This is a genomic window from Streptomyces lydicus, from assembly GCF_004125265.1.
Classification (GTDB): Bacteria; Actinomycetota; Actinomycetes; order Streptomycetales; family Streptomycetaceae; genus Streptomyces; species Streptomyces lydicus_C.
Genome location: NZ_RDTE01000003.1, coordinates 2,361,697 through 2,387,491, shown reverse-complemented (window position 1 = coordinate 2,387,491; position 25,795 = coordinate 2,361,697). Strand labels below are relative to the sequence as shown.

General features: G+C 66.9%; 11 protein-coding genes, 1 tRNA gene and 3 rRNA genes. 14 read left to right on the top strand and 1 reads right to left on the bottom strand.

All coding sequences use genetic code 11. The features are described from left to right. Window positions 1-20: 20 nt before the first annotated feature. The 7 genes from dapA to D9V36_RS12865 all read left to right on the top strand — a co-directional run bounded on the left by dapA (window position 21) and on the right by D9V36_RS12865 (window position 9,512). The gene (gene dapA / locus D9V36_RS12900) at window positions 21-920 is read left to right on the top strand and encodes a 4-hydroxy-tetrahydrodipicolinate synthase (RefSeq protein WP_088800361.1); all 900 of its coding nucleotides are present in this window, start codon (window positions 21-23) and stop codon (window positions 918-920) included. A gap of 114 nt (window positions 921-1,034) precedes the next feature. Next, the gene (locus tag D9V36_RS12895; protein ID WP_088800362.1) at window positions 1,035-2,720 is read left to right on the top strand and encodes a ribonuclease J; all 1,686 of its coding nucleotides are present in this window, start codon (window positions 1,035-1,037) and stop codon (window positions 2,718-2,720) included. 704 nt (window positions 2,721-3,424) lie between these two features. Beyond that, window positions 3,425-4,953: ribosomal RNA gene (locus D9V36_RS12885) — 16S ribosomal RNA — on the top strand. Between the two features lie 302 nt (window positions 4,954-5,255). Then, a 23S ribosomal RNA gene (locus D9V36_RS12880) occupies window positions 5,256-8,377 on the top strand. 74 nt (window positions 8,378-8,451) lie between these two features. Then, window positions 8,452-8,568, top strand: a 5S ribosomal RNA gene (gene rrf, locus D9V36_RS12875). The 16S, 23S and 5S rRNA genes sit together here, the layout of an rRNA operon. A gap of 115 nt (window positions 8,569-8,683) precedes the next feature. Further along, window positions 8,684-9,361 (top strand): DegT/DnrJ/EryC1/StrS family aminotransferase, encoded by a 678-nt coding sequence (locus tag D9V36_RS12870; RefSeq protein WP_129293896.1) that lies wholly within the window; start codon window positions 8,684-8,686, stop codon window positions 9,359-9,361. 75 nt (window positions 9,362-9,436) lie between these two features. Next, window positions 9,437-9,512: transfer RNA gene (locus D9V36_RS12865), tRNA-Thr, on the top strand. A gap of 186 nt (window positions 9,513-9,698) precedes the next feature. Here the strand turns inward: D9V36_RS12865 and D9V36_RS12860 are convergent. After that, the gene (locus tag D9V36_RS12860; RefSeq protein WP_241720853.1) at window positions 9,699-12,341 is read right to left on the bottom strand and encodes a SpoIIE family protein phosphatase; all 2,643 of its coding nucleotides are present in this window, start codon (window positions 12,339-12,341) and stop codon (window positions 9,699-9,701) included. Between the two features lie 291 nt (window positions 12,342-12,632). Between D9V36_RS12860 and D9V36_RS12855 the strand changes: the two genes are divergently transcribed. From D9V36_RS12855 to D9V36_RS12825, 7 genes are all read left to right on the top strand, one after another. Continuing rightward, window positions 12,633-18,164, top strand: a complete 5,532-nt coding sequence (locus D9V36_RS12855; RefSeq protein WP_129293894.1) for a HAMP domain-containing protein — start codon at window positions 12,633-12,635, stop codon at window positions 18,162-18,164. A gap of 255 nt (window positions 18,165-18,419) precedes the next feature. Then, window positions 18,420-19,079 (top strand): response regulator, encoded by a 660-nt coding sequence (locus D9V36_RS12850; RefSeq protein ID WP_129293893.1) that lies wholly within the window; start codon window positions 18,420-18,422, stop codon window positions 19,077-19,079. 92 nt (window positions 19,080-19,171) lie between these two features. Then, window positions 19,172-21,958, top strand: a complete 2,787-nt coding sequence (locus D9V36_RS12845) for a DNA translocase FtsK (RefSeq protein WP_241720852.1) — start codon at window positions 19,172-19,174, stop codon at window positions 21,956-21,958. Window positions 21,959-22,181: 223 nt separating this feature from the next. Continuing rightward, window positions 22,182-22,988: a helix-turn-helix domain-containing protein gene (locus D9V36_RS12840; protein ID WP_129293891.1), complete on the top strand. Its 807-nt coding sequence runs from the start codon at window positions 22,182-22,184 to the stop codon at window positions 22,986-22,988. Between the two features lie 126 nt (window positions 22,989-23,114). Then, a complete protein-coding gene (gene rimO / locus D9V36_RS12835) occupies window positions 23,115-24,611 on the top strand; it encodes a 30S ribosomal protein S12 methylthiotransferase RimO (RefSeq protein WP_129293890.1) in 1,497 nt (498 codons plus the stop codon). After that, window positions 24,608-25,249, top strand: coding sequence for a CDP-diacylglycerol--glycerol-3-phosphate 3-phosphatidyltransferase (pgsA, locus tag D9V36_RS12830; protein ID WP_129293889.1), 642 nt, complete (start codon window positions 24,608-24,610; stop codon window positions 25,247-25,249). Before rimO ends, pgsA begins: the two co-directional genes overlap by 4 nt. After that, window positions 25,246-25,782: a CinA family protein gene (locus D9V36_RS12825; RefSeq protein WP_129293888.1), complete on the top strand. Its 537-nt coding sequence runs from the start codon at window positions 25,246-25,248 to the stop codon at window positions 25,780-25,782. Before pgsA ends, D9V36_RS12825 begins: the two co-directional genes overlap by 4 nt. The last annotated feature ends 13 nt before the right edge of the window (window positions 25,783-25,795 follow it).

The window sequence follows — 25,795 nt, the reverse complement described above, 5'->3', positions numbered from 1 at the left end:
CTACGAGTAGCGTGGGACCCATGGCTCCGACTTCCACACCGCAGACCCCCTTCGGGCGGGTGCTGACCGCCATGGTCACGCCGTTCACGCCGGATGGCGCCCTCGATCTCGACGGCGCACAGCGGCTGGCTGCCCACCTGGTGGACGCCGGCAATGACGGCCTCGTCGTCAACGGCACCACCGGAGAGTCCCCGACCACCAGCGACGCGGAGAAAGCCCAGCTGGTCCGCGCGGTGGTCGATGCGGTCGGGGATCGCGCCTTTGTGGTCGCCGGAGCCGGCACCAACGACACCCGCCACAGCCTGGAGCTGGCCCGCGCCGCCCAGGACGCCGGCGCCCACGGCCTCCTCGCGGTGACGCCGTACTACAGCAAGCCCCCGCAGGAGGGCCTGCTCCGGCACTTCACGGCCATCGCCGACGCCACCGACCTGCCGGTCATGCTCTACGACATCCCCGGCCGCAGCGGTGTCCCGATCAACACCGAGACCATCGTCCGGCTCGCCGAGCACCCCAGAATCGTCGCCAACAAGGACGCCAAGGGAGACCTCGGCCGCGCCAGCTGGGCCATCGCCCGCTCCAGCCTCGCCTGGTACAGCGGCGACGACATGCTCAACCTCCCGCTGCTCTCGGTCGGCGCCGTCGGCTTCGTCTCCGTGGTCGGCCATGTCGTCACCCCCGAGCTGCGCGCACTCCTGGACGCCCATCTCAACGGCGATGTCACCAAGGCCACCGAGATCCACCAGAAGCTGCTGCCCGTCTTCACCGGCATGTTCCGCACCCAGGGCGTGATCACGACCAAGGCCGCCCTCGGCCTCCAGGGTCTGCCCGCCGGTCCGCTGCGGCTGCCGCTCGTGGAGCTCTCCCCCGAGGAGACCGAACAGCTCACGCGCGATCTCGCCGCCGGCGGGGTACAGCTCTGATCACAGACTTCACAACTGAATACGGACCAACAACCGCCTCATAGCAAGTGCACGAATGTCATGCGCGCCACGTGCCCTCGACGGCAGCGTGGCGTGTGTGGTGAGGAGAGTCTTTTGAGTCATCCGCATCCTGAGCTCGGCGCCCCGCCGAAGCTCCCCAAGGGCGGCCTGCGCGTCACCCCCCTCGGCGGCCTGGGTGAAATCGGCCGCAACATGACGGTCTTCGAATACGGCGGCCGGCTGCTGATCGTCGACTGCGGAGTGCTCTTCCCCGAGGAGGAGCAGCCCGGAATCGACCTGATCCTGCCGGACTTCACGTCCATCAGGGATCGCCTCGACGACATCGACGGCATCGTGCTGACCCACGGCCACGAGGACCACATCGGTGGTGTCCCCTACCTCCTGCGGGAGAAGCCGGACATCCCCCTCATCGGCTCCAAGCTGACCCTCGCGCTCATCGAGGCCAAGCTTCAGGAGCACCGCATCCGTCCTTACACCCTCGAGGTGCAGGAGGGGCACACGGAGCGGATCGGCTCCTTCGACTGCGAGTTCGTCGCCGTCAACCACTCCATCCCGGACGCGCTGGCCGTCGCCATCCGCACCCCCGCGGGCATGGTCGTCCACACCGGCGACTTCAAGATGGACCAGCTCCCGCTGGACCGGCGACTGACCGACCTCCCCGCCTTCGCGCGGCTCGGCGAGGAAGGCATCGACCTTCTCCTCTCCGACTCCACGAACGCCGAGGTCCCGGGCTTCGTCCCGCCCGAGCGCGACATCTCCAACGTCCTGCGCACGGTCTTCGCGAACGCCCAGAAGCGCATCATCGTGGCCAGCTTCGCCAGCCATGTGCACCGCATCCAGCAGATCCTCGACGCGGCGCACGAGTACGGCCGCCGGGTCGCCTTCGTCGGCCGCTCGATGGTCCGCAACATGGGCATCGCCCGCGAGCTGGGCTACCTGAAGGTCCCCGCCGGCCTGGTCGTCGACGTCAAGACCCTCGACGACCTCCCTGACGACGAGGTCGTGCTGGTCTGCACGGGTTCCCAGGGCGAGCCGATGGCCGCCCTCTCCCGGATGGCCAACCGCGACCACCAGATCCGGATCGTCCAGGGCGACACCGTGATCCTGGCGTCCTCCCTCATCCCGGGCAACGAGAACGCGGTCTACCGCGTGATCAACGGCCTCACCCGGTGGGGCGCGGACGTCGTCCACAAGGGCAACGCCAAGGTCCATGTCTCGGGTCACGCCTCGGCCGGCGAGCTGCTGTACTTCTACAACATCTGCAAGCCGAAGAACCTCATGCCGGTCCACGGCGAATGGCGCCATCTGCGTGCCAACGCCGAACTGGGGGCACTGACCGGTGTCCCGAAGGAACGGATCGTCATCGCCGAGGACGGTGTCGTGGTCGACCTGGTCGGCGGTGTCGCCAAGATCGTCGGCAAGGTCCAGGCGGGCTATGTCTACGTCGACGGCCTCTCGGTCGGCGATGTCACGGAAACCCACCTCAAGGACCGCCGCATCCTGGGCGACGAGGGCATCATCTCGGTCTTCGTGGTCGTGGACAGCAGCACCGGGAAGATCGTCGGAGGCCCGGACCTGCATGCGCGCGGCTCCGGCATCGAGGACTCCGCCCTGTCGGGCGTGGTCCCCAAGATCGACGAGGCCTTGGCCAAGGCGGCCCAGGACGGTGTCGCGGACGCGCACCAGCTCCAGCAGCTGATCCGCCGCTCGGTCGGCAAGTGGGTGTCGGACAACTACCGGCGCCGCCCGATGATCCTCCCCGTGGTCGTCGAGGTCTGAGGCCCCAGGGCCGTAGGCAGGTACTCAAGTAGGAGCGGGGCGCCCGGATTTGCATCCGGGCGCCCCGCTCCAGTACGTTTACGTCTCCTCCTGAACGGGAAGCACCGCGCGCCTCTGCGTACGGAGCACCCCTGCAAAATCAGGCGGAATTCCGGCCCAGAGCAATCTGATAAAGTCGGATCAGCCGAAAGGCAAACCCCCTCCGACGGGGAATCGGAAACGAATTCGGACCGGAAACGGAACGAAATCGGGTCTGGTAGAGTCGGAAAGGCCGGAAAGCGAAAGCGGAACGGCCGACCCGCTCCAACAGGGCGCCGGACACGGAAACGGATCTGGTAAGGTTGGAAACGCGAAGAAGCCGAAAGGCGGAAACGCACCGGCGAAAATCGGGCCCGCAAGGATCTGATAGAGTCGGAAACGCAAGACCGAAGGGAAGCGCCCGGAGATCCTGGTGAAACAGGAACAAAGGAAGCGTCCGTTCCTTGAGAACTCAACAGCGTGCCAAAAGTCAACGCCAGATATGTTGATACCCCGTCCACCGGAAACATCCGGCGGATGAGGTTCCTTTGAAAGCCCACCACGGCCCATGCGGTCGGGGTGGCACACACAGCGAGGACGCTGTGAACGAGCAGACCTATTCCGTCCGCTCGTTCCGCTCTCGTGTGTGTTCACCGGCTGTAATTTATTTACTGGCCGAGTAAACATTCACGGAGAGTTTGATCCTGGCTCAGGACGAACGCTGGCGGCGTGCTTAACACATGCAAGTCGAACGATGAACCTCCTTCGGGAGGGGATTAGTGGCGAACGGGTGAGTAACACGTGGGCAATCTGCCCTTCACTCTGGGACAAGCCCTGGAAACGGGGTCTAATACCGGATACGACTACCGACCGCATGGTCTGGTGGTGGAAAGCTCCGGCGGTGAAGGATGAGCCCGCGGCCTATCAGCTTGTTGGTGGGGTGATGGCCTACCAAGGCGACGACGGGTAGCCGGCCTGAGAGGGCGACCGGCCACACTGGGACTGAGACACGGCCCAGACTCCTACGGGAGGCAGCAGTGGGGAATATTGCACAATGGGCGAAAGCCTGATGCAGCGACGCCGCGTGAGGGATGACGGCCTTCGGGTTGTAAACCTCTTTCAGCAGGGAAGAAGCGAGAGTGACGGTACCTGCAGAAGAAGCGCCGGCTAACTACGTGCCAGCAGCCGCGGTAATACGTAGGGCGCAAGCGTTGTCCGGAATTATTGGGCGTAAAGAGCTCGTAGGCGGCTTGTCACGTCGGATGTGAAAGCCCGGGGCTTAACCCCGGGTCTGCATTCGATACGGGCAGGCTAGAGTTCGGTAGGGGAGATCGGAATTCCTGGTGTAGCGGTGAAATGCGCAGATATCAGGAGGAACACCGGTGGCGAAGGCGGATCTCTGGGCCGATACTGACGCTGAGGAGCGAAAGCGTGGGGAGCGAACAGGATTAGATACCCTGGTAGTCCACGCCGTAAACGTTGGGAACTAGGTGTGGGCGACATTCCACGTCGTCCGTGCCGCAGCTAACGCATTAAGTTCCCCGCCTGGGGAGTACGGCCGCAAGGCTAAAACTCAAAGGAATTGACGGGGGCCCGCACAAGCAGCGGAGCATGTGGCTTAATTCGACGCAACGCGAAGAACCTTACCAAGGCTTGACATACACCGGAAAACCCTGGAGACAGGGTCCCCCTTGTGGTCGGTGTACAGGTGGTGCATGGCTGTCGTCAGCTCGTGTCGTGAGATGTTGGGTTAAGTCCCGCAACGAGCGCAACCCTTGTTCTGTGTTGCCAGCATGCCCTTCGGGGTGATGGGGACTCACAGGAGACTGCCGGGGTCAACTCGGAGGAAGGTGGGGACGACGTCAAGTCATCATGCCCCTTATGTCTTGGGCTGCACACGTGCTACAATGGCCGGTACAATGAGCTGCGATACCGCGAGGTGGAGCGAATCTCAAAAAGCCGGTCTCAGTTCGGATTGGGGTCTGCAACTCGACCCCATGAAGTCGGAGTTGCTAGTAATCGCAGATCAGCATTGCTGCGGTGAATACGTTCCCGGGCCTTGTACACACCGCCCGTCACGTCACGAAAGTCGGTAACACCCGAAGCCGGTGGCCCAACCCCTTGTGGGAGGGAATCGTCGAAGGTGGGACTGGCGATTGGGACGAAGTCGTAACAAGGTAGCCGTACCGGAAGGTGCGGCTGGATCACCTCCTTTCTAAGGAGCACTTCTTACCGACCTCTGGTTGGTCAGAGGCCAGTACATCAGCGAATGTCTGATGCTGGTTGCTCATGGGTGGAACGTTGACTATTCGGCACGGTCTGATGATGACTGTTAGTACTGCTTCGGCGTGGAACACAGGATTCGGATGGTCGTGCCGGGCACGTTGTTGGGTATCTGAGGGTACGGACTGTGGTCTGGACCTTCGCGATGCCGGCCCCAGTGAACTCAGCCTTCGGGTTGGGGTGGTGGGTGGCTGGTCGTTGCTTGAGAACTGCACAGTGGACGCGAGCATCTGTGGCCAAGTTTTTAAGGGCGCACGGTGGATGCCTTGGCACCAGGAACCGATGAAGGACGTGGGAGGCCGCGATAGGCCCCGGGGAGCTGTCAACCGAGCTTTGATCCGGGGGTGTCCGAATGGGGAAACCCGGCAGTCGTCATGGGCTGTCACCCGCTGCTGAACACATAGGCAGTGTGGAGGGAACGCGGGGAAGTGAAACATCTCAGTACCCGCAGGAAGAGAAAACAACCGTGATTCCGGGAGTAGTGGCGAGCGAAACCGGATGAGGCCAAACCAGTTACGTGTGATACCCGGCAGGGGTTGCGTGGCTGGGGTTGTGGGAGTTCTCTTTCACAGTCTGCCGGCTGTGAGACGAGTCAGAAACCGTTGATGTAGGCGAAGGACATGCGAAAGGTCCGGCGTAGAGGGTAAGACCCCCGTAGCTGAAACATTGACGGCTCGTTTGAGAACCACCCAAGTAGCACGGGGCCCGAGAAATCCCGTGTGAATCTGGCGGGACCACCCGTTAAGCCTAAATATTCCCTGGTGACCGATAGCGGATAGTACCGTGAGGGAATGGTGAAAAGTACCGCGGGAGCGGAGTGAAATAGTACCTGAAACCGTGTGCCTACAAGCCGTGGGAGCGTCGCACAGAGACTTGTCTCTGTGTCGTGACTGCGTGCCTTTTGAAGAATGAGCCTGCGAGTTTGCGGTATGTTGCGAGGTTAACCCGTGTGGGGAAGCCGTAGCGAAAGCGAGTCCGAAGAGGGCGTTGAGTAGCGTGCCCAAGACCCGAAGCGGAGTGATCTAGCCATGGGCAGGTTGAAGCGGAGGTAAGACTTCGTGGAGGACCGAACCCACCAGGGTTGAAAACCTGGGGGATGACCTGTGGTTAGGGGTGAAAGGCCAATCAAACTCCGTGATAGCTGGTTCTCCCCGAAATGCATTTAGGTGCAGCGTCGTGTGTTTCTTGCCGGAGGTAGAGCACTGGATAGGCGATGGGCCCTACCGGGTTACTGACCTTAGCCAAACTCCGAATGCCGGTAAGTGAGAGCGCGGCAGTGAGACTGTGGGGGATAAGCTCCATGGTCGAGAGGGAAACAGCCCAGAGCATCGACTAAGGCCCCTAAGCGTGTGCTAAGTGGGAAAGGATGTGGAGTCGCAGAGACAACCAGGAGGTTGGCTTAGAAGCAGCCATCCTTGAAAGAGTGCGTAATAGCTCACTGGTCAAGTGATTCCGCGCCGACAATGTAGCGGGGCTCAAGCACACCGCCGAAGTCGTGTCATTGCAACATGAGGACCAACGTCCGTTGTGATGGGTAGGGGAGCGTCGTGTGCCGGGTGAAGCAGCCGTGGAAACGAGTTGTGGACGGTTCACGAGTGAGAATGCAGGCATGAGTAGCGATACACACGTGGGAAACGTGTGCGCCGATTGACTAAGGGTTCCTGGGTCAAGCTGATCTGCCCAGGGTAAGTCGGGACCTAAGGCGAGGCCGACAGGCGTAGTCGATGGACAACCGGTTGATATTCCGGTACCCGCTTTGAAGCGCCAAATATCGAATCCATTAATGCTAAGGCCGTGAAGCCGCCCTGAGCTCTTCGGAGCGTAGGGGAGTGGTGGAGCCGCTGATCCAAGGTGGTAGTAGGTAAGTGATGGGGTGACGCAGGAAGGTAGTCCAGCCCGGGCGGTGGTTGTCCCGGGGTAAGGGTGTAGGGCGTTGTCCAGGTAAATCCGGACAGCATGAAGCCTGAGACCTGATGCCGAGCCGATTGTGGTGAAGTGGATGATCCTATGCTGTCGAGAAAAGCCTCTAGCGAGTTTCATGGCGGCCCGTACCCTAAACCGACTCAGGTGGTCAGGTAGAGAATACCGAGGCGTTCGGGTGAACTATGGTTAAGGAACTCGGCAAAATGCCCCCGTAACTTCGGGAGAAGGGGGGCCATTGCTGGTGATCCGATTTACTCGGTGAGCTGGTGGTGGCCGCAGAGACCAGCGAGAAGCGACTGTTTACTAAAAACACAGGTCCGTGCGAAGCCGTAAGGCGATGTATACGGACTGACGCCTGCCCGGTGCTGGAACGTTAAGGGGACCGGTTAGTCACATTTCGGTGTGGCGAAGCTGAGAACTTAAGCGCCAGTAAACGGCGGTGGTAACTATAACCATCCTAAGGTAGCGAAATTCCTTGTCGGGTAAGTTCCGACCTGCACGAATGGCGTAACGACTTCTCGACTGTCTCAACCATAGGCCCGGTGAAATTGCATTACGAGTAAAGATGCTCGTTTCGCGCAGCAGGACGGAAAGACCCCGGGACCTTTACTATAGCTTGATATTGGTGTTCGGTTCGGCTTGTGTAGGATAGGTGGGAGACTTTGAAGCTATGACGCCAGTCATGGTGGAGTCATTGTTGAAATACCACTCTGGTCGTGCTGGATGTCTAACCTGGGTCCGTGATCCGGATCAGGGACAGTGTCTGGTGGGTAGTTTAACTGGGGCGGTTGCCTCCTAAAGGGTAACGGAGGCGCCCAAAGGTTCCCTCAGCCTGGTTGGCAATCAGGTGTTGAGTGTAAGTGCACAAGGGAGCTTGACTGTGAGACTGACGGGTCGAGCAGGTACGAAAGTAGGGACTAGTGATCCGGCGGTGGCTTGTGGAAGCGCCGTCGCTCAACGGATAAAAGGTACCCCGGGGATAACAGGCTGATCTTCCCCAAGAGTCCATATCGACGGGATGGTTTGGCACCTCGATGTCGGCTCGTCGCATCCTGGGGCTGGAGTCGGTCCCAAGGGTTGGGCTGTTCGCCCATTAAAGCGGTACGCGAGCTGGGTTTAGAACGTCGTGAGACAGTTCGGTCCCTATCCGCTGTGCGCGTAGGAGTATTGAGAAGGGCTGTCCCTAGTACGAGAGGACCGGGACGGACGAACCTCTGGTGTGCCAGTTGTCCTGCCAAGGGCATGGCTGGTTGGCTACGTTCGGAAAGGATAACCGCTGAAAGCATCTAAGCGGGAAGCCTGCTTCGAGATGAGTACTCCCACCCCCTTTGAGGGGTTAAGGCTCCCAGTAGACGACTGGGTTGATAGGCCAGATATGGAAGCCCGGTAACGGGTGGAGTTGACTGGTACTAATAGGCCGAGGGCTTGTCCTCAGTTGCTCGCGTCCACTGTGTAGGTTCTGAAGTAACGACCTGTGATATTGCCGGGTTGGTTAACTTCATAGTGTTTCGGTGGTCATTGCGTTAGGGAAACGCCCGGTTACATTTCGAACCCGGAAGCTAAGCCTTTCAGCGCCGATGGTACTGCAGGGGGGACCCTGTGGGAGAGTAGGACGCCGCCGAACAATCATTCAGCTCCGGTCTCTGAACCTTATGGTTCAGGGGCCGGAGCTTTTTTGTTCTGATTTTCGGGTGGTGGGTGTAACTCGACGTTCATCTGACCTGAGCAGGATCCGTTTCATGCGGACAGTTGGAGCGCTCAGGTCGGCCGGTGTCAGTGCTGGGGATGAGGTCGTGGTGCCGGCGTACGGCAACGCCGAGGTGGCCCGGGCCGTGCTGGAGTTGGGCGCGGTGCCGGTGTTCGCCGATGTGGACGGCGACAGTTACTGCCTGGACCCGGCCGCGGTGTCGGATGTGGTGACCAGCCAGACGGCCGCGGTCGTGGCGATTCACCGGTTCGGGCGGCAGGCGGACACCGGGTGGATCCGTGAAGTGGGCCAGCGGCGTGGTCTGTTGGTGCTCGTGGAGAACGAACCCGGGGCGGACCCGGAGGGCGCCGAGCTGCGGCGGGCGCAGGCGTCGTACCTGGACGGCAGGCTCAGCGGGGTCCGGACGCCCACACCGGCTGCGGGGCACACCTACGAGCAGTATGTGGTGCGGGTACCCGGCAACGGGCGGCCGGACCGGGATGCGTTCGCGCGGGCGCTGCGGGCCAAGGGCGTGGCCTGCAAGGTGCCCGTGCTGGCGCCGGTGTACCGGATGCCGGGGCTGCGGCGGGATGTTTTTCTGCCGGAGACCGAGCGGGCGGTGGACGAGACCCTGGCGTTGCCCGTGCACGCGGGGATGTCGCGGCGGGAGCTCCACAGGATGGTCGGTGCGTGCAATGCGCTCGGCGGGCTGCTGCAGCCGGCCTTTTAGCCGGGTATCGGTGGACCAGGCGGTGGACGATTAGAAGACGGCGCGGAGTTGAGGTAATATCTATTCCGTTGCCGCGCCCCAATAGCTCAGTCGGCAGAGCGTCTCCATGGTAAGGAGAAGGTCTACGGTTCGATTCCGTATTGGGGCTCCAGAAGAGAAAGGCCCCCGCCATTTGGCGGGGGCCTTTGTCGTATGCCGGTCCGGTGCCGGTCCATTGCCGGTTCGGTGATGTCGTTTCAGCTCCGCGGACGGGAGCCATGGCCGTGTCGTGGGCGGCGGTTGGGGATGAGGAAGCGGCCGACGCCGTGAGTGGTGGGCGTCGGCCGCTCCCCGGGGGTCAGTCGGCCGGGGCCTCGGGGATGCGCATGGCGAGGATGGCCATGTCGTCGGAGGCGGGTTCGGCGGCGAAGCGTTCCACGGCGCGCAGCACGCGGGCGGCGACGGCGCCGGCTGTCAGTCCCGTACAGGTGGTCAGGAGGTCGGTGAGGCCGTCGTCGCCGAGCATGCGGGTGCCCTCGCGGCGCTCGGTGACGCCGTCGGTGACGCAGAGCAGGACGTCGCCGGGGTCGAGAGTGACGGTCTGTTCGTAGAGCTCCAGGTCGTCCATGACGCCGAGGAGCGGCTGGGGTTCGGCGGCCGCCTCGACGGTGCCGTCCTGGCGCAGACGGAGCGGCAGGGGGTGGCCGGCGCAGACGACCTTGAGGACGGCGCTGCCGTCGGCCTGGGGCCAGAGCTCGCCGTAAAGGAGCGTCAGGAAGCGGCTGCGGGCGCCCTCGTCGAGGATGGCGGCGTTGAGGCGTTCCAGGACGGCGGGGCCGCCGAAGCCCTCGCGGGCGAGCAGGCGCAGCGCGTGCCGGGCCAGGCCCGTGACGGCGGCCGCTTCCGGGCCGGTACCGCAGACGTCACCGATGGCGAAGCCGTAGGCGCCGTCGCGGATCGGGAAGATGTCGTAGAAGTCGCCGCCGACCTCGTTGCCCTCGCCGGCCGCGCGGTAGATGACCTCGACCTCCATGCCGGGGATCGCGGGCTGCTCAGGGGGCAGCAGGCTGCGCTGCAGGGACTGGCTGATGGCCGTGCGCTCGGAGTAGAGGCGCGCGTTGTCCAGGGCGAGTGCGGCCCGGCGGGAGAGGTCCTCGGCGAGTTCCAGGATCTCCTGGCGGAAGTGCTCCTCGGTGGGCTTGCCCAGGGTCAGCATGCCGATGACGCGGTTGCGCGCGACGAGGGGTAGGACGACCGTCTCGCCGCCCACCGCGGAGGCGGTGGCGAGGGTGGCGCCGGGGCCGGTGGAGGGCCGGGCGGAGTTGCCCAGGCCCAGGCTGCGCATGGAGGTGCGCAGGGCGGCGTCGTGCGCGGCGTCGCCGGGGGCGGTCCAGACACGGGCACCGGGGGTGGGGACCGGCTCGGGAGGGTCGACCTTCGTCAGCAGCGTCTTGAGGCCGTCGATCCGGTCCTCGTCCTCGTGCAGCACATAGGAGAGCTCGGGCTCGGACGTCTGGTCGGCGACGGTGTAGACGGCGCACCAGGTCGCGAGGGTGGGGACCGTCATCTGGGCCATCAGGGCCAGGGTCTGGTCCCGGTCGAGGGTGCCGGCCAGCAGATCGGAGGCCTCGACGAGGAAGGAGAGCGAGCCGCGGCGGAGTTTTTCCAGCTCGGTGAGGCGGGCGCGTTCGACGGCGAGGGCGATGCGGTCGGCGGCGAACTGGAGACGCAGGGCCTCCTCGTTGGTGTAGCGGCCGGCGCCCTCCGCGGCGACGCCGAGCGAGCCGGTCAGCCGGCCCTCGACCTTGAGCGGGACGGTGACGACCGAGCGCATGCCCGTGCCGCTGAGGAGGGGGACGGCGCCGGGGACCGCGGTGAGGTCTTCGTGGACGGCGGGCATCCGGGCGGAGCCGTAGCGTCCGGATCCGGCCTCGACGGGGACGCGGGCGAACCGCTGGCGGGCGGAGGGCAGGCCCGTGGAGGCGCGGACCTCCAGCTCGGTCTCGTCGTCGGTGGCCAGGAGGAGGTAGGCGGCGTCGCCGTCGAGCATGTCGCGGGCCCGTTCGACGGTCCGCTGGAGCAGGCCGTCGAGGTCGTCGGGGGCCGGTGAGCCGATGAAGACCTCGAACGGGTCGGCGAGGCGTCCCTCCGACGGACCGGCCTGGGAGGCGGCGTCCGGGGCGGGGGTGCGCTGGGGGCTCTGCAGGATGGCGCGCTCGTGGTCGCGCACCAGGAGGCAGACCGTGGAGGCCTCGCCGTCGGCGTCGCGGACGCGCAGGTGGGAGGCGTAGACGGGGACGACCCGGCCGTCCGAGCCCCGGATGCCGTAGGAGCCCTCCCAGCGGGAGAGCTGCAGGGCCTCGACGATGCCGGTGCCGGTTCCCGGGGTGTGCGGCCAGGCGGCGAAGTCGGTGAGCGGCTTGCCGATGACCTGCTCGGGGTCGTAGGCGAAGAGGTCCTGGGCGTCCTCGTTCCAGAAGCTGATGCAGCCGCCGCGGTCGATCTGGATCACCGCGACCCGGACGCGGGCCTCGGCGACCGGGAGGGCGTCCACCGGCAGGGCGGGGCCGGCGGAACGGGTGCCGGCCGGGCGCTCGGGGAGGTCGAGCTGGAACCATACGTGTTTTTGTGCGGCGGTGTACTCGACGCCCCAGCGGGTGGCGAGCGCGCCGCACAGCAGCAGGCCGCGGCCGCCCTCGCGGTCCGGGTGGACGACGACCTGGCCGGCGTTCTGGAGCGGGATCTCGCGTTCGGGGTAGCGGTCGGCGACGGAGATCCGTACGCCGTCGTCGTTGCGCAGACACAGCACATCGGCGGCGGTGCCGGCGTGCACCACGGCGTTGGTGACCAGCTCGCTGGTCAGCACCACGGCGTCGTCGACGATGTCGGCGCAGCCCCAGCCCTGGAGGGTGTCGCGGACGAATGCACGGGCAGTGGCGACCGAGCGCCCGACCGGCTCGAAGGTTGCGGCGGCCCGCGCGGTGATCACTGGTCTCCTCATGCGTGTGTCGGTGATCTGCTCCCCCATACTTGCGGCGCCCCTCCGAATAAACCTGTGGTGCCTCCACCACTGCCCGTGCTCTAGGGCCGGGACGGTGGACAGCCGTATGCCAGGTTACTTACCTTCGCCGCACCCAAGGATGCCGGTCACGTGTGTTTCCGCCCCAATCGTGCCCTGGGACGGTGTGCGATGCTGCCGAACTGTTATGGCCTGGTTGGGCCATGGTGAAACACTGGGCACGTATCAAGAGAAAGCCCGGGTAGAACGGTCGACCCTTGCGGGAGGGACACGGTGGAGTCTGGCGCAGCGGCGCGGGGCGCAAGCACGCGCGCGAAAGGCGGACGATCCCGGAACAACGGGACGACCGAGGTGGATACGGCTGCGCTGAATCGGCTGTTGGTCGCGTTGGTCGCGATGCGGGACGGGAACTTCCGCAAGCGGCTGACGGTTTCCGGCGACGGCGTGATGTCGGAGATCGCGGCGGTCTTCAACGAGGTTGCGGACCGCAATCTGCATCTGACGGGCGAGCTGACGCGGGTGCGCCGGGTCGTCGGTCGTGAGGGAAAGCTCACGGAACGGCTGGAGGTCGGCGCCGCCGAGGGCTCCTGGGCCGCGGCGATCGACGCCTCGAATGCCCTGGTCGATGACCTCGTACGGCCCGTCTCCGAGGTGGGACGGGTGCTGTCCGCGGTGTCCGAGGGCGACCTGGAACAGCGGATGGATCTGCGGTCGCGCAGTTCGGACAGCTCTTCGGAGCACCCTCTGCGGGGTGAATTCCTGAAGGTCGGCCGGACCGTCAACGGGCTGGTGGACCAGCTCTCCGCGTTCACCGACGAGGTCACCAGAGTGGCCAGTGAGGTCGGTACGGAGGGCAAGCTCGGCGGCCAGGCGCGGGTGCGCGGAATGTCGGGTTCATGGAAGGACCTCACGGAATCCGTCAACACCATGGCGTCCCGGCTGACGGCGCAGGTGCGTGACATTGCTCTCGTCACCACCGCGGTGGCCAAGGGTGATCTGTCGCGCAAGGTGACCGTCCATGTCTCCGGCGAGATGCTGGAGCTGAAGAACACCGTCAACACGATGGTCGACCAGCTCTCCTCGTTCGCCTCCGAGGTGACGCGGGTCGCCCGTGAGGTCGGCACCGAGGGTGAGCTCGGTGGTCAGGCGCAGGTCCCCGGCGTGGCCGGGGTGTGGAAGGACCTGACGGACTCGGTCAATCTCATGGCCGGCAACCTCACCGCTCAGGTGCGCGGGATCGCCCAGGTCACCACTGCCGTGGCCAATGGCGATCTGTCGCAGAAGGTCACGGTCAGCGCACGCGGCGAGGTCGCGCAGCTGGCCGACACGATCAACACCATGACCGAGACGCTGCGGACCTTCGCGGACGAAGTGACGCGGGTGGCGAGCGAGGTCGGCGCGGAGGGCCAGCTCGGTGGTCAGGCGCAGGTGCCGGGCGCGGCCGGGACGTGGAAGGACCTCACCGACTCGGTGAACACCGCCTTCCGCAACCTGACGGCGCAGGTGCGGGACATCGCGCAGGTGACGACGGCGGTCGCCAACGGTGATCTGTCGCAGACGGTCACCGTCGATGTGGCCGGTGAAATGCTGGAGTTGAAGAACACCGTCAACACGATGGTGGGTCAGCTGTCGTCGTTCGGTGCCGAAGTGACGCGCGTGGCGCGGGAGATCGGTGTCGAGGGCGAGCTGGGCGGCCAGGCCGCGGTGCCCGGGGCGGCCGGTACGTGGAAGGACCTCACGGACTCCGTGAACACCGCCTTCCGCAACCTGACCGGGCAGGTGCGCAACATCGCCCAGGTGACGACCGCGGTGGCCAACGGTGATCTGTCGCAGAAGGTCACCGTCGACGTCTCCGGCGAGATGTTGCAGCTGAAGAACACCGTGAACACCATGGTGGACCAGCTGTCGTCGTTCGCCGACCAGGTCACCCGGATGGCCAGGGACGTGGGCACGGAGGGCCGGCTGGGCGGCCAGGCCCGGGTGGACGGCGTCAGCGGCACCTGGAAGGAACTGACCGACTCCGTCAACTTCATGGCGGGGAACCTGACTTCTCAGGTGCGGCAGATCGCGCAGGTGACGACGGCGGTCGCGCGGGGCGACCTGTCCCAGAAGATCGACGTGGACGCGCGCGGCGAGATCCTGGAGCTGAAGAACACCATCAACACGATGGTCGACCAGCTCTCCGCCTTCGCCGACCAGGTCACCCGGGTCGCCCGGGAGGTCGGTACGGACGGCAGGCTGGGCGGCCAGGCGCAGGTGCCGGGCGTCGCGGGCGTCTGGCGCGATCTGACCGACTCGGTGAACGGCATGGCCGGCAACCTGACGGCCCAGGTCCGCAACATCGCGCAGGTCGCCACGGCGGTCGCGCGCGGTGACCTGTCGCAGAAGATCGACGTGGACGCCCGGGGCGAGATCCTGGAGCTGAAGAACACCCTGAACACCATGGTCGACCAGCTCTCCTCGTTCGCGGAGCAGGTCACCCGGGTCGCCCGTGAGGTGGGCACCGAGGGCATCCTGGGCGGCCAGGCCGAGGTGCAGGGCGTCAGCGGCACCTGGAAGGACCTCACCCAGTCCGTCAACTTCATGGCGAACAACCTCACCTCGCAGGTGCGCAACATCGCCGAGGTGACGACCGCGGTGGCCCGCGGTGATCTGTCCAAGAAGATCACCGTCGACGCCAAGGGCGAGATCCTGGAACTGGTCACGACGGTCAACACGATGGTCGACCAGCTGTCGTCGTTCGCCGAGCAGGTGACCCGGGTGGCCCGTGAGGTGGGTACCGAGGGGCAGTTGGGCGGCCAGGCGCGGGTGCCGGGCGCGACCGGTATCTGGCTGGACCTCAGCGACAACGTGAACCTGATGGCCAACAACCTGACCATCCAGGTGCGCAACATCTCCCAGGTCTCGGCGGCGGTCGCCAACGGGGACCTGACCAAGAAGGTCACGGTCGAGGCGCGCGGCGAGGTCGCGCAGCTCGCCGACACGGTCAACACGATGGTCACGACGCTGTCGTCGTTCGCCGACGAGGTCACCCGGGTGGCCCGTGAGGTGGGCACCGACGGCATCCTGGGCGGTCAGGCCCGCGTTCCCGGCGTCGCCGGTACGTGGAAGGACCTCACCGAGTCCGTGAACTCGATGGCCAACAACCTGACCGGCCAGGTCCGCAACATCGCGATGGTCACCACCGCCATCGCCAAGGGCGATCTGACCAAGAAGATCGACATCGATGCGCGCGGCGAGATCCTGGCGCTGAAGACCACCATCAACACCATGGTCGACCAGCTTTCGTCCTTCGCGGAGCAGGTCACCAGAGTGGCCCGTGAGGTGGGTACGGAAGGCCAGCTGGGCGGTCAGGCGCAGGTGCGGGGCGTGGCCGGCACCTGGCGGGACCTGACCGAGTCGGTGAACGAGATGGCCGGGAACCTGACCCGTCAGGTGCGGGCCATCGCCGCGGTCGCCGCTGCGGTCACCCTGGGCGATCACAACGTCCGGATCGACGTGGACGCGGCCGGCGAGATCCTGGAGCTCCAGGACAACGTCAACACGATGATCTCCACGCTCCGGGAGACCACCCTCGCCAACGAGGAACAGGACTGGCTCAAGGGCAACCTCGCCCGGATCTCCGGTCTGATGCAGGGCCGGCGCGACCTCAAGGACGTCGCCACGCTCATCATGAGCGAGCTGTCGCCCGCGGTCTCCGCCCAGCACGGCGCGTTCTTCCTCGCCGCGCAGCCCGACAGCCAGGAGATCGGCGCGGACGGCGGCGAGGCGGGCGCCTACGAGCTGCGGCTGATGGGCTCGTACGGCTACGCCATGGGCGGGATGCCGACGACCTTCCGGCCGGGCGAGACGCTGATCGGCACGGCCGCGGAGGAGGGGCGCACCATCCTGGTGGAGAACGTCCCGTCCGGGTATCTCAAGATCGCCTCCGGGCTGGGCGAGGCGCCGCCGGCGAATGTGATCGTGCTGCCGGTGCTGTTCGAGGACAAGGTGCTCGGCGTGATCGAGCTGGCGTCCTTCCAGCCGTTCACCCAGATCCAGAAGGACTTCCTCAGCCAGATCGCCGAGATGATCGCGACCAGCGTCAACACCATCTCGGTGAACACCAAGACCGAGGTGCTGCTCAAGCAGTCGCAGGAGCTGACCGAACAGCTCAAGGAGCGTTCGGGCGAGCTGGAGAGCCGGCAGAAGGCGCTGGAGCTGTCCAACTCCGAGCTGGAGGAGAAGGCCGAGCAGCTGCGCGCGCAGAACCGTGACATCGAGGTGAAGAACACCGAGATCGAGGAGGCGCGGCAGGTCCTGGAGGAGCGTGCCGAGCAGCTCGCGGTCTCGATGCGCTACAAGTCGGAGTTCCTGGCGAACATGTCGCACGAGCTGCGGACGCCGCTGAACTCCCTGCTGATTCTGGCCAAGTTGCTGGCCGACAACGCCGAGGGGAATCTCTCCCCGAAGCAGGTCGAATTCGCCGAAACCATCCATGGCGCCGGCAGCGACCTGCTCCAGCTGATCAACGACATCCTGGACCTGTCCAAGGTCGAGGCCGGAAAGATGGACGTCAGCCCGACCCGGATCGCGCTGGTCCAGCTCGTCGACTACGTGGAGGCCACGTTCCGGCCGCTGACCGCGGAGAAGGGACTCGACTTCTCCGTACGGGTCTCCCCGGAGCTGCCGGCCACCCTGCACACCGACGAGCAGCGACTGCTGCAGGTGCTGCGCAATCTGCTGTCCAACGCGGTGAAGTTCACCGACAGCGGCGCCGTCGAGCTGGTGATCCGGCCGGCCGGGGCGGATGTCCCGGTGGCCATCCGCGAGCAGTTGCTGGAGCACGGTTCGCTGCGCGACCCGGATGCGGACATGATCGCCTTCTCGGTGACCGACACCGGTATCGGCATCGCGTCGAGCAAGATGCGGGTCATTTTCGAGGCGTTCAAGCAGGCGGACGGCACGACCAGCCGCAAGTACGGCGGCACGGGCCTGGGCCTGTCCATCAGCCGGGAGATCGCCCGGCTGCTGGGCGGCGAGATCCACGCCGCGAGCGAGCCCAACCGCGGCTCCACGTTCACGCTCTACCTCCCGCACAACCCGGGCGGACTGCCGCCGCAGGGCTATCCGCAGCTGGTGGCCGGCGGGATCGCGATGGACGCGGAGGCGCGCGAGACGGAGGTCGGGCGTCAGGAGGCCGAAGAGCAGCAGGCCCGCGAGCTGGACTCCGGGGGCAGCCTCAACCGGCGCCGCCGCCGGGCGGTTTCGGGCTCTGCGCGCCGCTTCGAGCTTCCGGGACGGCAGCAGCCGTCCGCGGCGCCGCCCCAGGCCCCGCAGGCTCCTCAGGCGCCCGAGGCGCCGCCGCAGCCGGTCGCGCAGCAGCCCGCCGAGGAGCCCTGGATCGGCAACGGCCAGGATCTGGTGGATCCCGCTTTCGAGGGTGGCTTCCACGGCGAGAAGGTGCTGATCGTCGATGACGACATCCGCAATGTCTTCGCGCTCACCAGCGTCCTGGAGCAGCACGGGCTTTCGGTGCTGTACGCGGAGAACGGGCGCGAGGGCATCGAGGTGCTGGAGCAGCACGACGACATCGTGCTGGTGCTGATGGACATCATGATGCCGGAGATGGACGGCTATGCGACCACGGCGGCGATCCGCCGGATGCCGCAGTTCGCCGGACTGCCCATCATCGCGCTGACCGCGAAGGCGATGAAGGGCGACCGGGAGAAGAGCATCGACTCCGGAGCCTCCGACTATGTGACCAAGCCGGTGGATACCGATCATCTGTTGTCGGTCATGGAGCAATGGATGCGCGCGGAGTGAGGGAGCGTCCAGTATGGAAGCGTAAGAGGATCATCGCGTGTTGACTCAGTGTCGTCGTGGACGTGTGGAAGCGCAGGATTCGGGGAACCTTCTGGTCTCTGTCTGCGTTTCTGCTACGTGCACAGTGACATCGCGGTGACAGGGTGTGGCGACAGGCGGGGTGCAGCTACCATGACCGGCACAAGGACGGGCGGCGTGACGGAGTCGTCCCCTGGGGCGGCGTCCGGTTCCATGCCGGGGCGAGGAGGACGGGCCATGGTGCAGAAGGCCAAGATCCTCCTGGTCGATGACCGGCCGGAGAATCTGCTGGCGCTGGAGGCGATCCTCTCTGCGCTCGATCAGACACTGGTGCGGGCATCGTCCGGGGAGGAAGCGCTCAAAGCACTGCTCACGGACGACTTCGCGGTGATTCTGCTCGATGTGCAGATGCCGGGGATGGACGGCTTCGAGACCGCCGCGCACATCAAGCGGCGGGAGCGGACCCGCGACATCCCGATCATCTTCCTCACGGCCATCAACCACGGCCCGCACCACACCTTCCGCGGCTATGCGGCCGGTGCGGTGGACTACATCTCCAAGCCGTTCGACCCCTGGGTGCTGCGCGCCAAGGTCTCGGTGTTCGTCGAGCTCTACATGAAGAACTGCCAACTGCGCGAGCAGGCCTCCTTGCTGAGGCTGCAGCTGGAGGGCGGGCGGCCGAGCGCCGACGAGGCGCGGGAGTCCGCGGGGCTGCTCGCCGAGCTCTCCGCGCGGCTGGCCGCGGTCGAGGAGCAGGCCGAGGCGCTGTCCAAACAGCTGGACGAGACGGCAGATGCGGCGGCGGTGGCCACGGCGGCCCATCTGGAACGCAAACTGACGGGTCTGCGCCGGGCACTGGATGCCCTGGAGCCGGGGGCGGGCAGCGTCGCGGGGTGACTGACGCCCTTTCATGAGGCGGGCGCGCGACACGTTCGGGTGAAGCGCTGTGCGCTCGTGTGATGCCCGCGTTCGCCTGTAATCTCGTCGCCATGGCCTCACGTACGTCCGGCAAGGGAACCCAGAGCACGGCGGGACCCTCCAAGCAGCGCGCCGGACGGACCGCGGGCGCCGCCAAGAAGACCGCCGCGAAGAAGGCGCCCGCCAAGCCGCCGGGCAAGAAGACCGCGGCGGCGAAGAAGGCGCCGGCCAAAAAGGCTCCGGCCAAGCGGACTCCCGCCAAGAAGGCGGCTCCCAGGCCGGCGCCGTCACCCACCGGCGGCGTCTACCGCCTCGTCCGTGCCTGCTGGCTGGGGCTGGCGCACGCCATCGGGGCGGTGTTCCGCGGTATGGGCCGCGGCGCGAAGAACCTCGATCCGGCGCACCGCAAGGACGGGCTGGCGCTGCTGCTGCTCGGCCTGGCGCTGGTCATCGCGGCCGGTACGTGGTCGAACCTCAGCGGACCGGTCGGTGACCTCGTCGAGCTGCTGGTCACCGGGGCGTTCGGGCGGCTCGATCTGGTCGTGCCGATACTGCTCGGCGGCATCGCCATCCGCCTCATCCGGCACCCCGAGCGGCCGGAGGCCAACGGCCGGATCGTCATCGGGCTGTCCGCCCTGGTCGTCGGTGTCCTGGGACAGGTCGCCATGGCCTGTGGCTCGCCGGGCCGGGACGACGGTCTGGCCGCCATACAGGACGCCGGCGGCTACCTGGGGTGGACCGCGTCCAAGCCGCTGATCTTCACCGTCGGACAGACCCTGGCCGTGGCGCTGCTGGCGCTGCTGACCGTCTTCGGGCTGCTGGTGGTCACCGCGACGCCGGTGAACGCCATCCCGCAGCGGCTGCGGGCGCTCGGCATCCGGCTGGGCGTGGTGCAACCGGACGAGCCCGAGGAGTACTTCGACGAGGCCGGGGACTATGCGGAGGAGTGGCGCGAGCAGCCCGCCCGCACACCGCGCCGCGGCGGTGCCGCACCGGCCGCGGGCGACCCGGAGGCGATAGAGGAAGCGGCCCTGGCCCAGCGCCGCCGCCCGCGCCGGGCCTCCGTACAGCCCGCGGCGGACCGGCCGATGGACGCGGTGGATGTGGCCGCGGCGGCCGCCGCCGCGCTGGACGGTGCGGTGCTGCACGGCGTCCAGCCCTCCCCGCTCGTCGCCGGGCTCAGCAGCGGCATCTCGGGGGAGCACCGGGGGCACGACGGCGAGGACACCGCGGGGGAGAGCGGCACGGTGCCGCCGGCCCGCGGGGCGGAGCCCAAGCCGTCCGCGGCCGAGGACACCCCGGCCGTACCGGACTTCACCAAGGCGCCGCCGGAGCCGTCCGGCGAACTGCCGGCCCGCGCCGAGCAGCTTCAGCTGTCCGGTGACATCACCTATTCGCTGCCCTCGCTGGACCTGCTCTCGCGCGGTGGCCCCGGCAAGACCCGCAGCGCCGCCAACGACGCCATAGTGACCGCGCTGACCACGGTCTTCCAGGAGTTCAAGGTCGACGCCGCGGTCACCGGGTTCACCCGCGGCCCGACGGTCACCCGCTACGAGGTCGAGCTGGGCCCGGCCGTCAAGGTCGAGAAGATCACCGCGCTGGCCAAGAACATCGCCTACGCCGTGGCCAGCCCCGACGTCCGGATCATCAGCCCGATCCCCGGCAAGTCCGCGGTCGGCATCGAGATCCCCAACACCGACCGCGAGATGGTCAACCTCGGCGATGTGCTGCGGCTGGCCGACGCCGCGGGCGACGAGCACCCGATGCTGGTGGCGCTCGGCAAGGACGTCGAGGGCGGCTATGTCATGGCCAACATGACCAAGATGCCGCACGTCCTGGTGGCCGGTGCCACCGGCTCCGGCAAGTCCTCCTGCATCAACTGTCTGATCACCTCGGTCATGGTGCGGGCCACGCCGGAGGACGTCCGGATGGTGCTGGTCGACCCCAAGCGCGTCGAGCTGACCGCGTACGAGGGCATCCCGCACCTGATCACCCCGATCATCACCAACCCCAAGCGCGCCGCCGAGGCGCTGCAGTGGGTGGTGCGCGAGATGGACCTGCGCTACGACGATCTCGCGGCGTACGGCTTCCGGCACATCGACGACTTCAACGAGGCGGTGCGCAGCGGCAAGGTCAGCTCCCCCGAGGGCAGCGAGCGGGAGCTGGCGCCCTACCCGTACCTGCTGGTGATCGTCGACGAGCTGGCGGACCTGATGATGGTCGCGCCGCGCGATGTGGAGGACTCGATCGTCCGCATCACCCAGCTCGCCCGCGCGGCAGGCATCCATCTGGTGCTCGCCACCCAGCGCCCGTCCGTGGATGTGGTCACCGGCCTGATCAAGGCCAATGTGCCCTCCCGGCTCGCGTTCGCCACCTCCTCGCTCGCCGACAGCCGGGTCATCCTCGACCAGCCGGGCGCCGAGAAGCTGATCGGCAAGGGCGACGGGCTGTTCCTGCCGATGGGTGCCAACAAGCCGGTCCGTATGCAGGGCGCGTTCGTGACCGAGGCCGAGGTCGCGGCCGTGGTCCAGCACTGCAAGGATCAGATGGCGCCGGTCTTCCGCGACGACGTCACCGTCGGCACGGCGAAGAAGAAAGAGATCGACGAGGACATCGGCGACGATCTCGATCTGCTGTGCCAGGCCGCTGAGCTGGTGGTTTCCACGCAGTTCGGGTCGACGTCGATGCTCCAGCGCAAGCTGCGGGTGGGCTTTGCCAAGGCCGGCCGGCTGATGGACCTCATGGAGTCGCGCACCATCGTCGGGCCGAGCGAGGGATCCAAGGCCCGCGACGTTCTGGTGAAGCCCGATGAATTGGATGGAGTGCTGGCGGTGATCCGGGGGGAGGCTACCGAGTAGCACAGATATCCGGATCCCGCACACGAGAGAAGAAGGCAACCGTTTCGCCTGCCGATACGTCAAGTTGAGGGAGACGAGGGAACGATGCTTCACCATCAAGCCCCAGGGCGCCGCCGACGGCGTTCCGATGGCGTAAAACCCCGCTCTCCCGCTTGCCCGACCCTTTCGCTCCACCCCTAGACTGAACTTCCAGCAGGTGGCTACACGCTCGAAAGGCGCCCCCGTGTCCATCGGCAACTCCCCCGAAGCAGACCGGCCTTCCGTCGGCGCTGCCCTCCAGAAGGCCCGTATCGGAGCGGGACTGACCGTCGAAGAGGTCAGTACGACGACACGGGTGCGCATCCCCCTCGTGCAGGCGATCGAGCAGGACGACTTCTCCCGCTGTGGCGGCGATGTCTACGCCCGGGGGCACATCCGGGCGCTCGCCCGCGCGGTCCGTCTCGATCCCGGACCGCTGATCGACCAGTTCGACGCCGAGCACGGTGGACGGCCCGCGCCGACCCCCGCCGCACCGCTCTACGAAGCCGAGCGGATCCGTTCCGAGCCGCGCCGCCCCAACTGGACCGCGGCGATGGTCGCGGCGATCGTCGCGGTGGTCGGGTTCATGGGCTTCACGCTCTTCACGGATGGCGGCAAGAGCGACAGCGGCCCGATCGCGGGCGGCGACGCCAATGCGAAGCCGGCGCCGGCGCCCACCCGCCATCCCTCGACCATCAAGCCGCCCGTCACCCCCGATCCCTCCGACAGCGCCGTCGCCGGACTGCCGAAGGACAAGGTCACGATCAAGGTGACCGCCCGTGACGGCCAGAGCTGGGTCTCCGCCAAGGACGCCAACGGCAAGCTCCTGGAGGACGGCCTGCTCAAGAAGGGCGAGTCCAAGACCATCACCGACAAGGAGCGCATCGACCTGGTCCTCGGCAACGCCGGCGCCGTACAGCTGTACGTCAACGGCAAGGAGGTCAAGAAGGTCGGCGACAAGGGCACGGTGGAGCGGCTGAGCTATACGCCGGGGGACCCCCAGGCGGGCTGAGAGCCCTCCCGGTGAGTGCCGGCCGCCCGTGCTCGGTGGGTGCCCGCCGCCCGCGCCGGGCACCCGGAACGGGCGGTGGAGACCTGCGCGCCAAGGGGGTGGCCGGGACAAAGTAGGCTGAGGCCTATGCCCGAACGCCGTACCGTCGCCCTTGTCACTCTTGGCTGCGCCCGTAACGAGGTGGACTCGGAGGAGCTCGCAGGCCGCCTGGCAGCGGACGGCTGGGACCTCGTCGAGGAAGCCGCCGATGCCGATGTCGCCGTCGTCAACACCTGTGGTTTCGTCGAGGCCGCGAAGAAGGACTCCGTCGACGCCCTGCTGGAAGCCAACGATCTGAAGGATCACGGCAGAACCCAGGCCGTGGTGGCCGTCGGCTGCATGGCCGAGCGCTACGGCAAGGAGCTCGCCGAGGCGCTGCCCGAGGCCGACGGTGTGCTCGGCTTCGACGACTACAGCAGCATCTCCGACCGCCTGCAGACCATCCTGAACGGCGGCATCCACGCCGCCCACACCCCGCGCGACCGCCGCAAGCTGCTGCCGATCAGCCCGGCCGAGCGCCAGGGCTCCGCCGGTGTCGCGCTGCCCGGCCACGCCCAGGACGAGCCGCCGGCCGCCCCGCCCGAGGACCTGCCGGAGGGCATCGCGCCCGCCTCCGGGCCGCGTGCGCCGCTGCGCCGCCGGCTCGGCAGCAGCCCCGTGGCCTCGGTGAAGCTGGCCTCCGGCTGCGACCGGCGCTGCTCGTTCTGCGCCATCCCGTCCTTCCGCGGCTCCTTCATCTCGCGCCGGCCCTCCGATGTGCTCGGTGAGACGCGCTGGCTGGCCGGGGAGGGCGTCAAGGAGATCATGCTGGTCTCCGAGAACAACACCTCCTACGGCAAGGACCTCGGCGACATCCGGCTGCTGGAGACGCTGCTGCCGGAGCTGGCGGCGGTCGACGGCATCGAGCGGATCCGGGTCAGCTACCTGCAGCCCGCCGAGATGCGGCCGGGGCTGATCGACGTGCTGACCGGTACCGACAAGGTGGCGCCGTACTTCGACCTGTCCTTCCAGCACTCGGCGCCCGGGGTGCTGCGCTCCATGCGGCGCTTCGGCGGCACCGACAGCTTCCTGGAGCTGCTGGAGACGATCCGGACGAAGGCGCCGCAGGCCGGTGCCCGCTCCAACTTCATCGTCGGCTTCCCCGGGGAGAGCGAGAGCGACCTCGCGGAGCTGGAGCGCTTCCTCACCGAGGCCCGGCTCGACGCCATCGGCGTCTTCGGCTACTCCGACGAGGACGGCACCGAGGCCGCCTCGTACGAGGACAAGGTCGACCCGGACGTGGTCGCCGAGCGGCTGGCGCGGGTCTCCCGGCTGGCCGAGGAGCTGACCGCGCAGCGCGCCGAGGAGCGGATCGGCGAAACGCTGCGGGTGCTGGTCGACCGGACCGACGACGAGGACGGCATCGTCGGGCGGGCCGCGCACCAGGCGCCGGAGACCGACGGCGTCACCCTGCTGTCGACCGGCCAGGAGCTGGCGCCCGGTCGTATGGTCGAAGCAAAGGTGGTGGCGAGCGAGGGCGTGGACCTCGTCGCGGAGGTGCTGTCGGTGGAGGGCACGGGGTGTACCGAGGAGGCGGCCAGATGAGCGGAGTCCCGGCTTCCGCAGCTGGTGGCCCGCGCACGGCGCCGGTCGTCCGGCAGGCCGGGCTGTGGAACATCGCCAACCTTCTGACGATGCTGCGGCTGGTGCTGGTCCCGGCCTTCGTGGTGCTGCTGATGCACGACAACGGCACCGATCCCGTCTGGCGGGTCTTCGCCTGGGCCGCCTTCGCCATCGCCATGATCACCGATGTCTTCGACGGGCATCTGGCGCGCACGTACAACCTGGTCACCGACTTCGGCAAGATCGCGGACCCGATCGCGGACAAAGCGATCATGGGCGCGGCGCTGATCTGCCTGTCGGTGCTGGGTGATCTGTCGTGGTGGGTGACCGGCGTGATCCTCTTCCGGGAGCTCGGCATCACGCTGATGCGGTTCTGGGTGATCAAGCACGGAGTGATTCCGGCCAGTCGGGGCGGCAAAATCAAGACATTGGCCCAGGGCACCGCGGTGGGCATGTACGTCCTGGTGCTGACCGGCCCGCTGGCGACCTTCCGCTGGTGGGTGATGGCGGTGGCCGTCGCGCTGACCGTGGTCACCGGGTTCGACTACATCCGGCAGGCCGTGGTGCTGCGCCGGGCCGGACTGGTCCGGGAGCGGGCCGAGCGGGACGCGGCACGGTGAACGGGCCGGGTTCTGCCGCGGCCGGAGCGCTGGAACTGCTCGCCGGGCGCGGTCAGAGCCTGGCGGTGGCGGAATCGCTGACCGGCGGCCTGGTGACGGGCGCACTGACCGCCGTCCCCGGGGCCTCACGGGTGGTCCGCGGCTCGGTCACGGCGTACGCCACCGACCTCAAGCGGCAGGTGCTGGGCGTGGACGCCGCCCTGCTGGCCGCGTGCGGTGCGGTGGACGGGGAGGTCGCGCGGCAGATGGCGTGCGGTGTGCGGCGGGTGCTGGGTGCCGACTGGGGCATCGCCACGACGGGGGTGGCCGGGCCCGATCCGCAGGACGGATATCCGGTGGGCACCGTTTTCGTGGCGGTTCAGGGACCGGACGGCGCAGGGCAGGTGCGGCGGCTGGCGCTGGAGGGCGATCGGGACCGGATCCGCCAGGACACCATTCATGCCGTGCTCGCAATGCTGTTGAGCGAACTGACAGAAAATACGCGGGCACAGGATACGGAACAACACGGGGGGAATGGATGTTTGCAGCCCTGAGTGAACACGTACT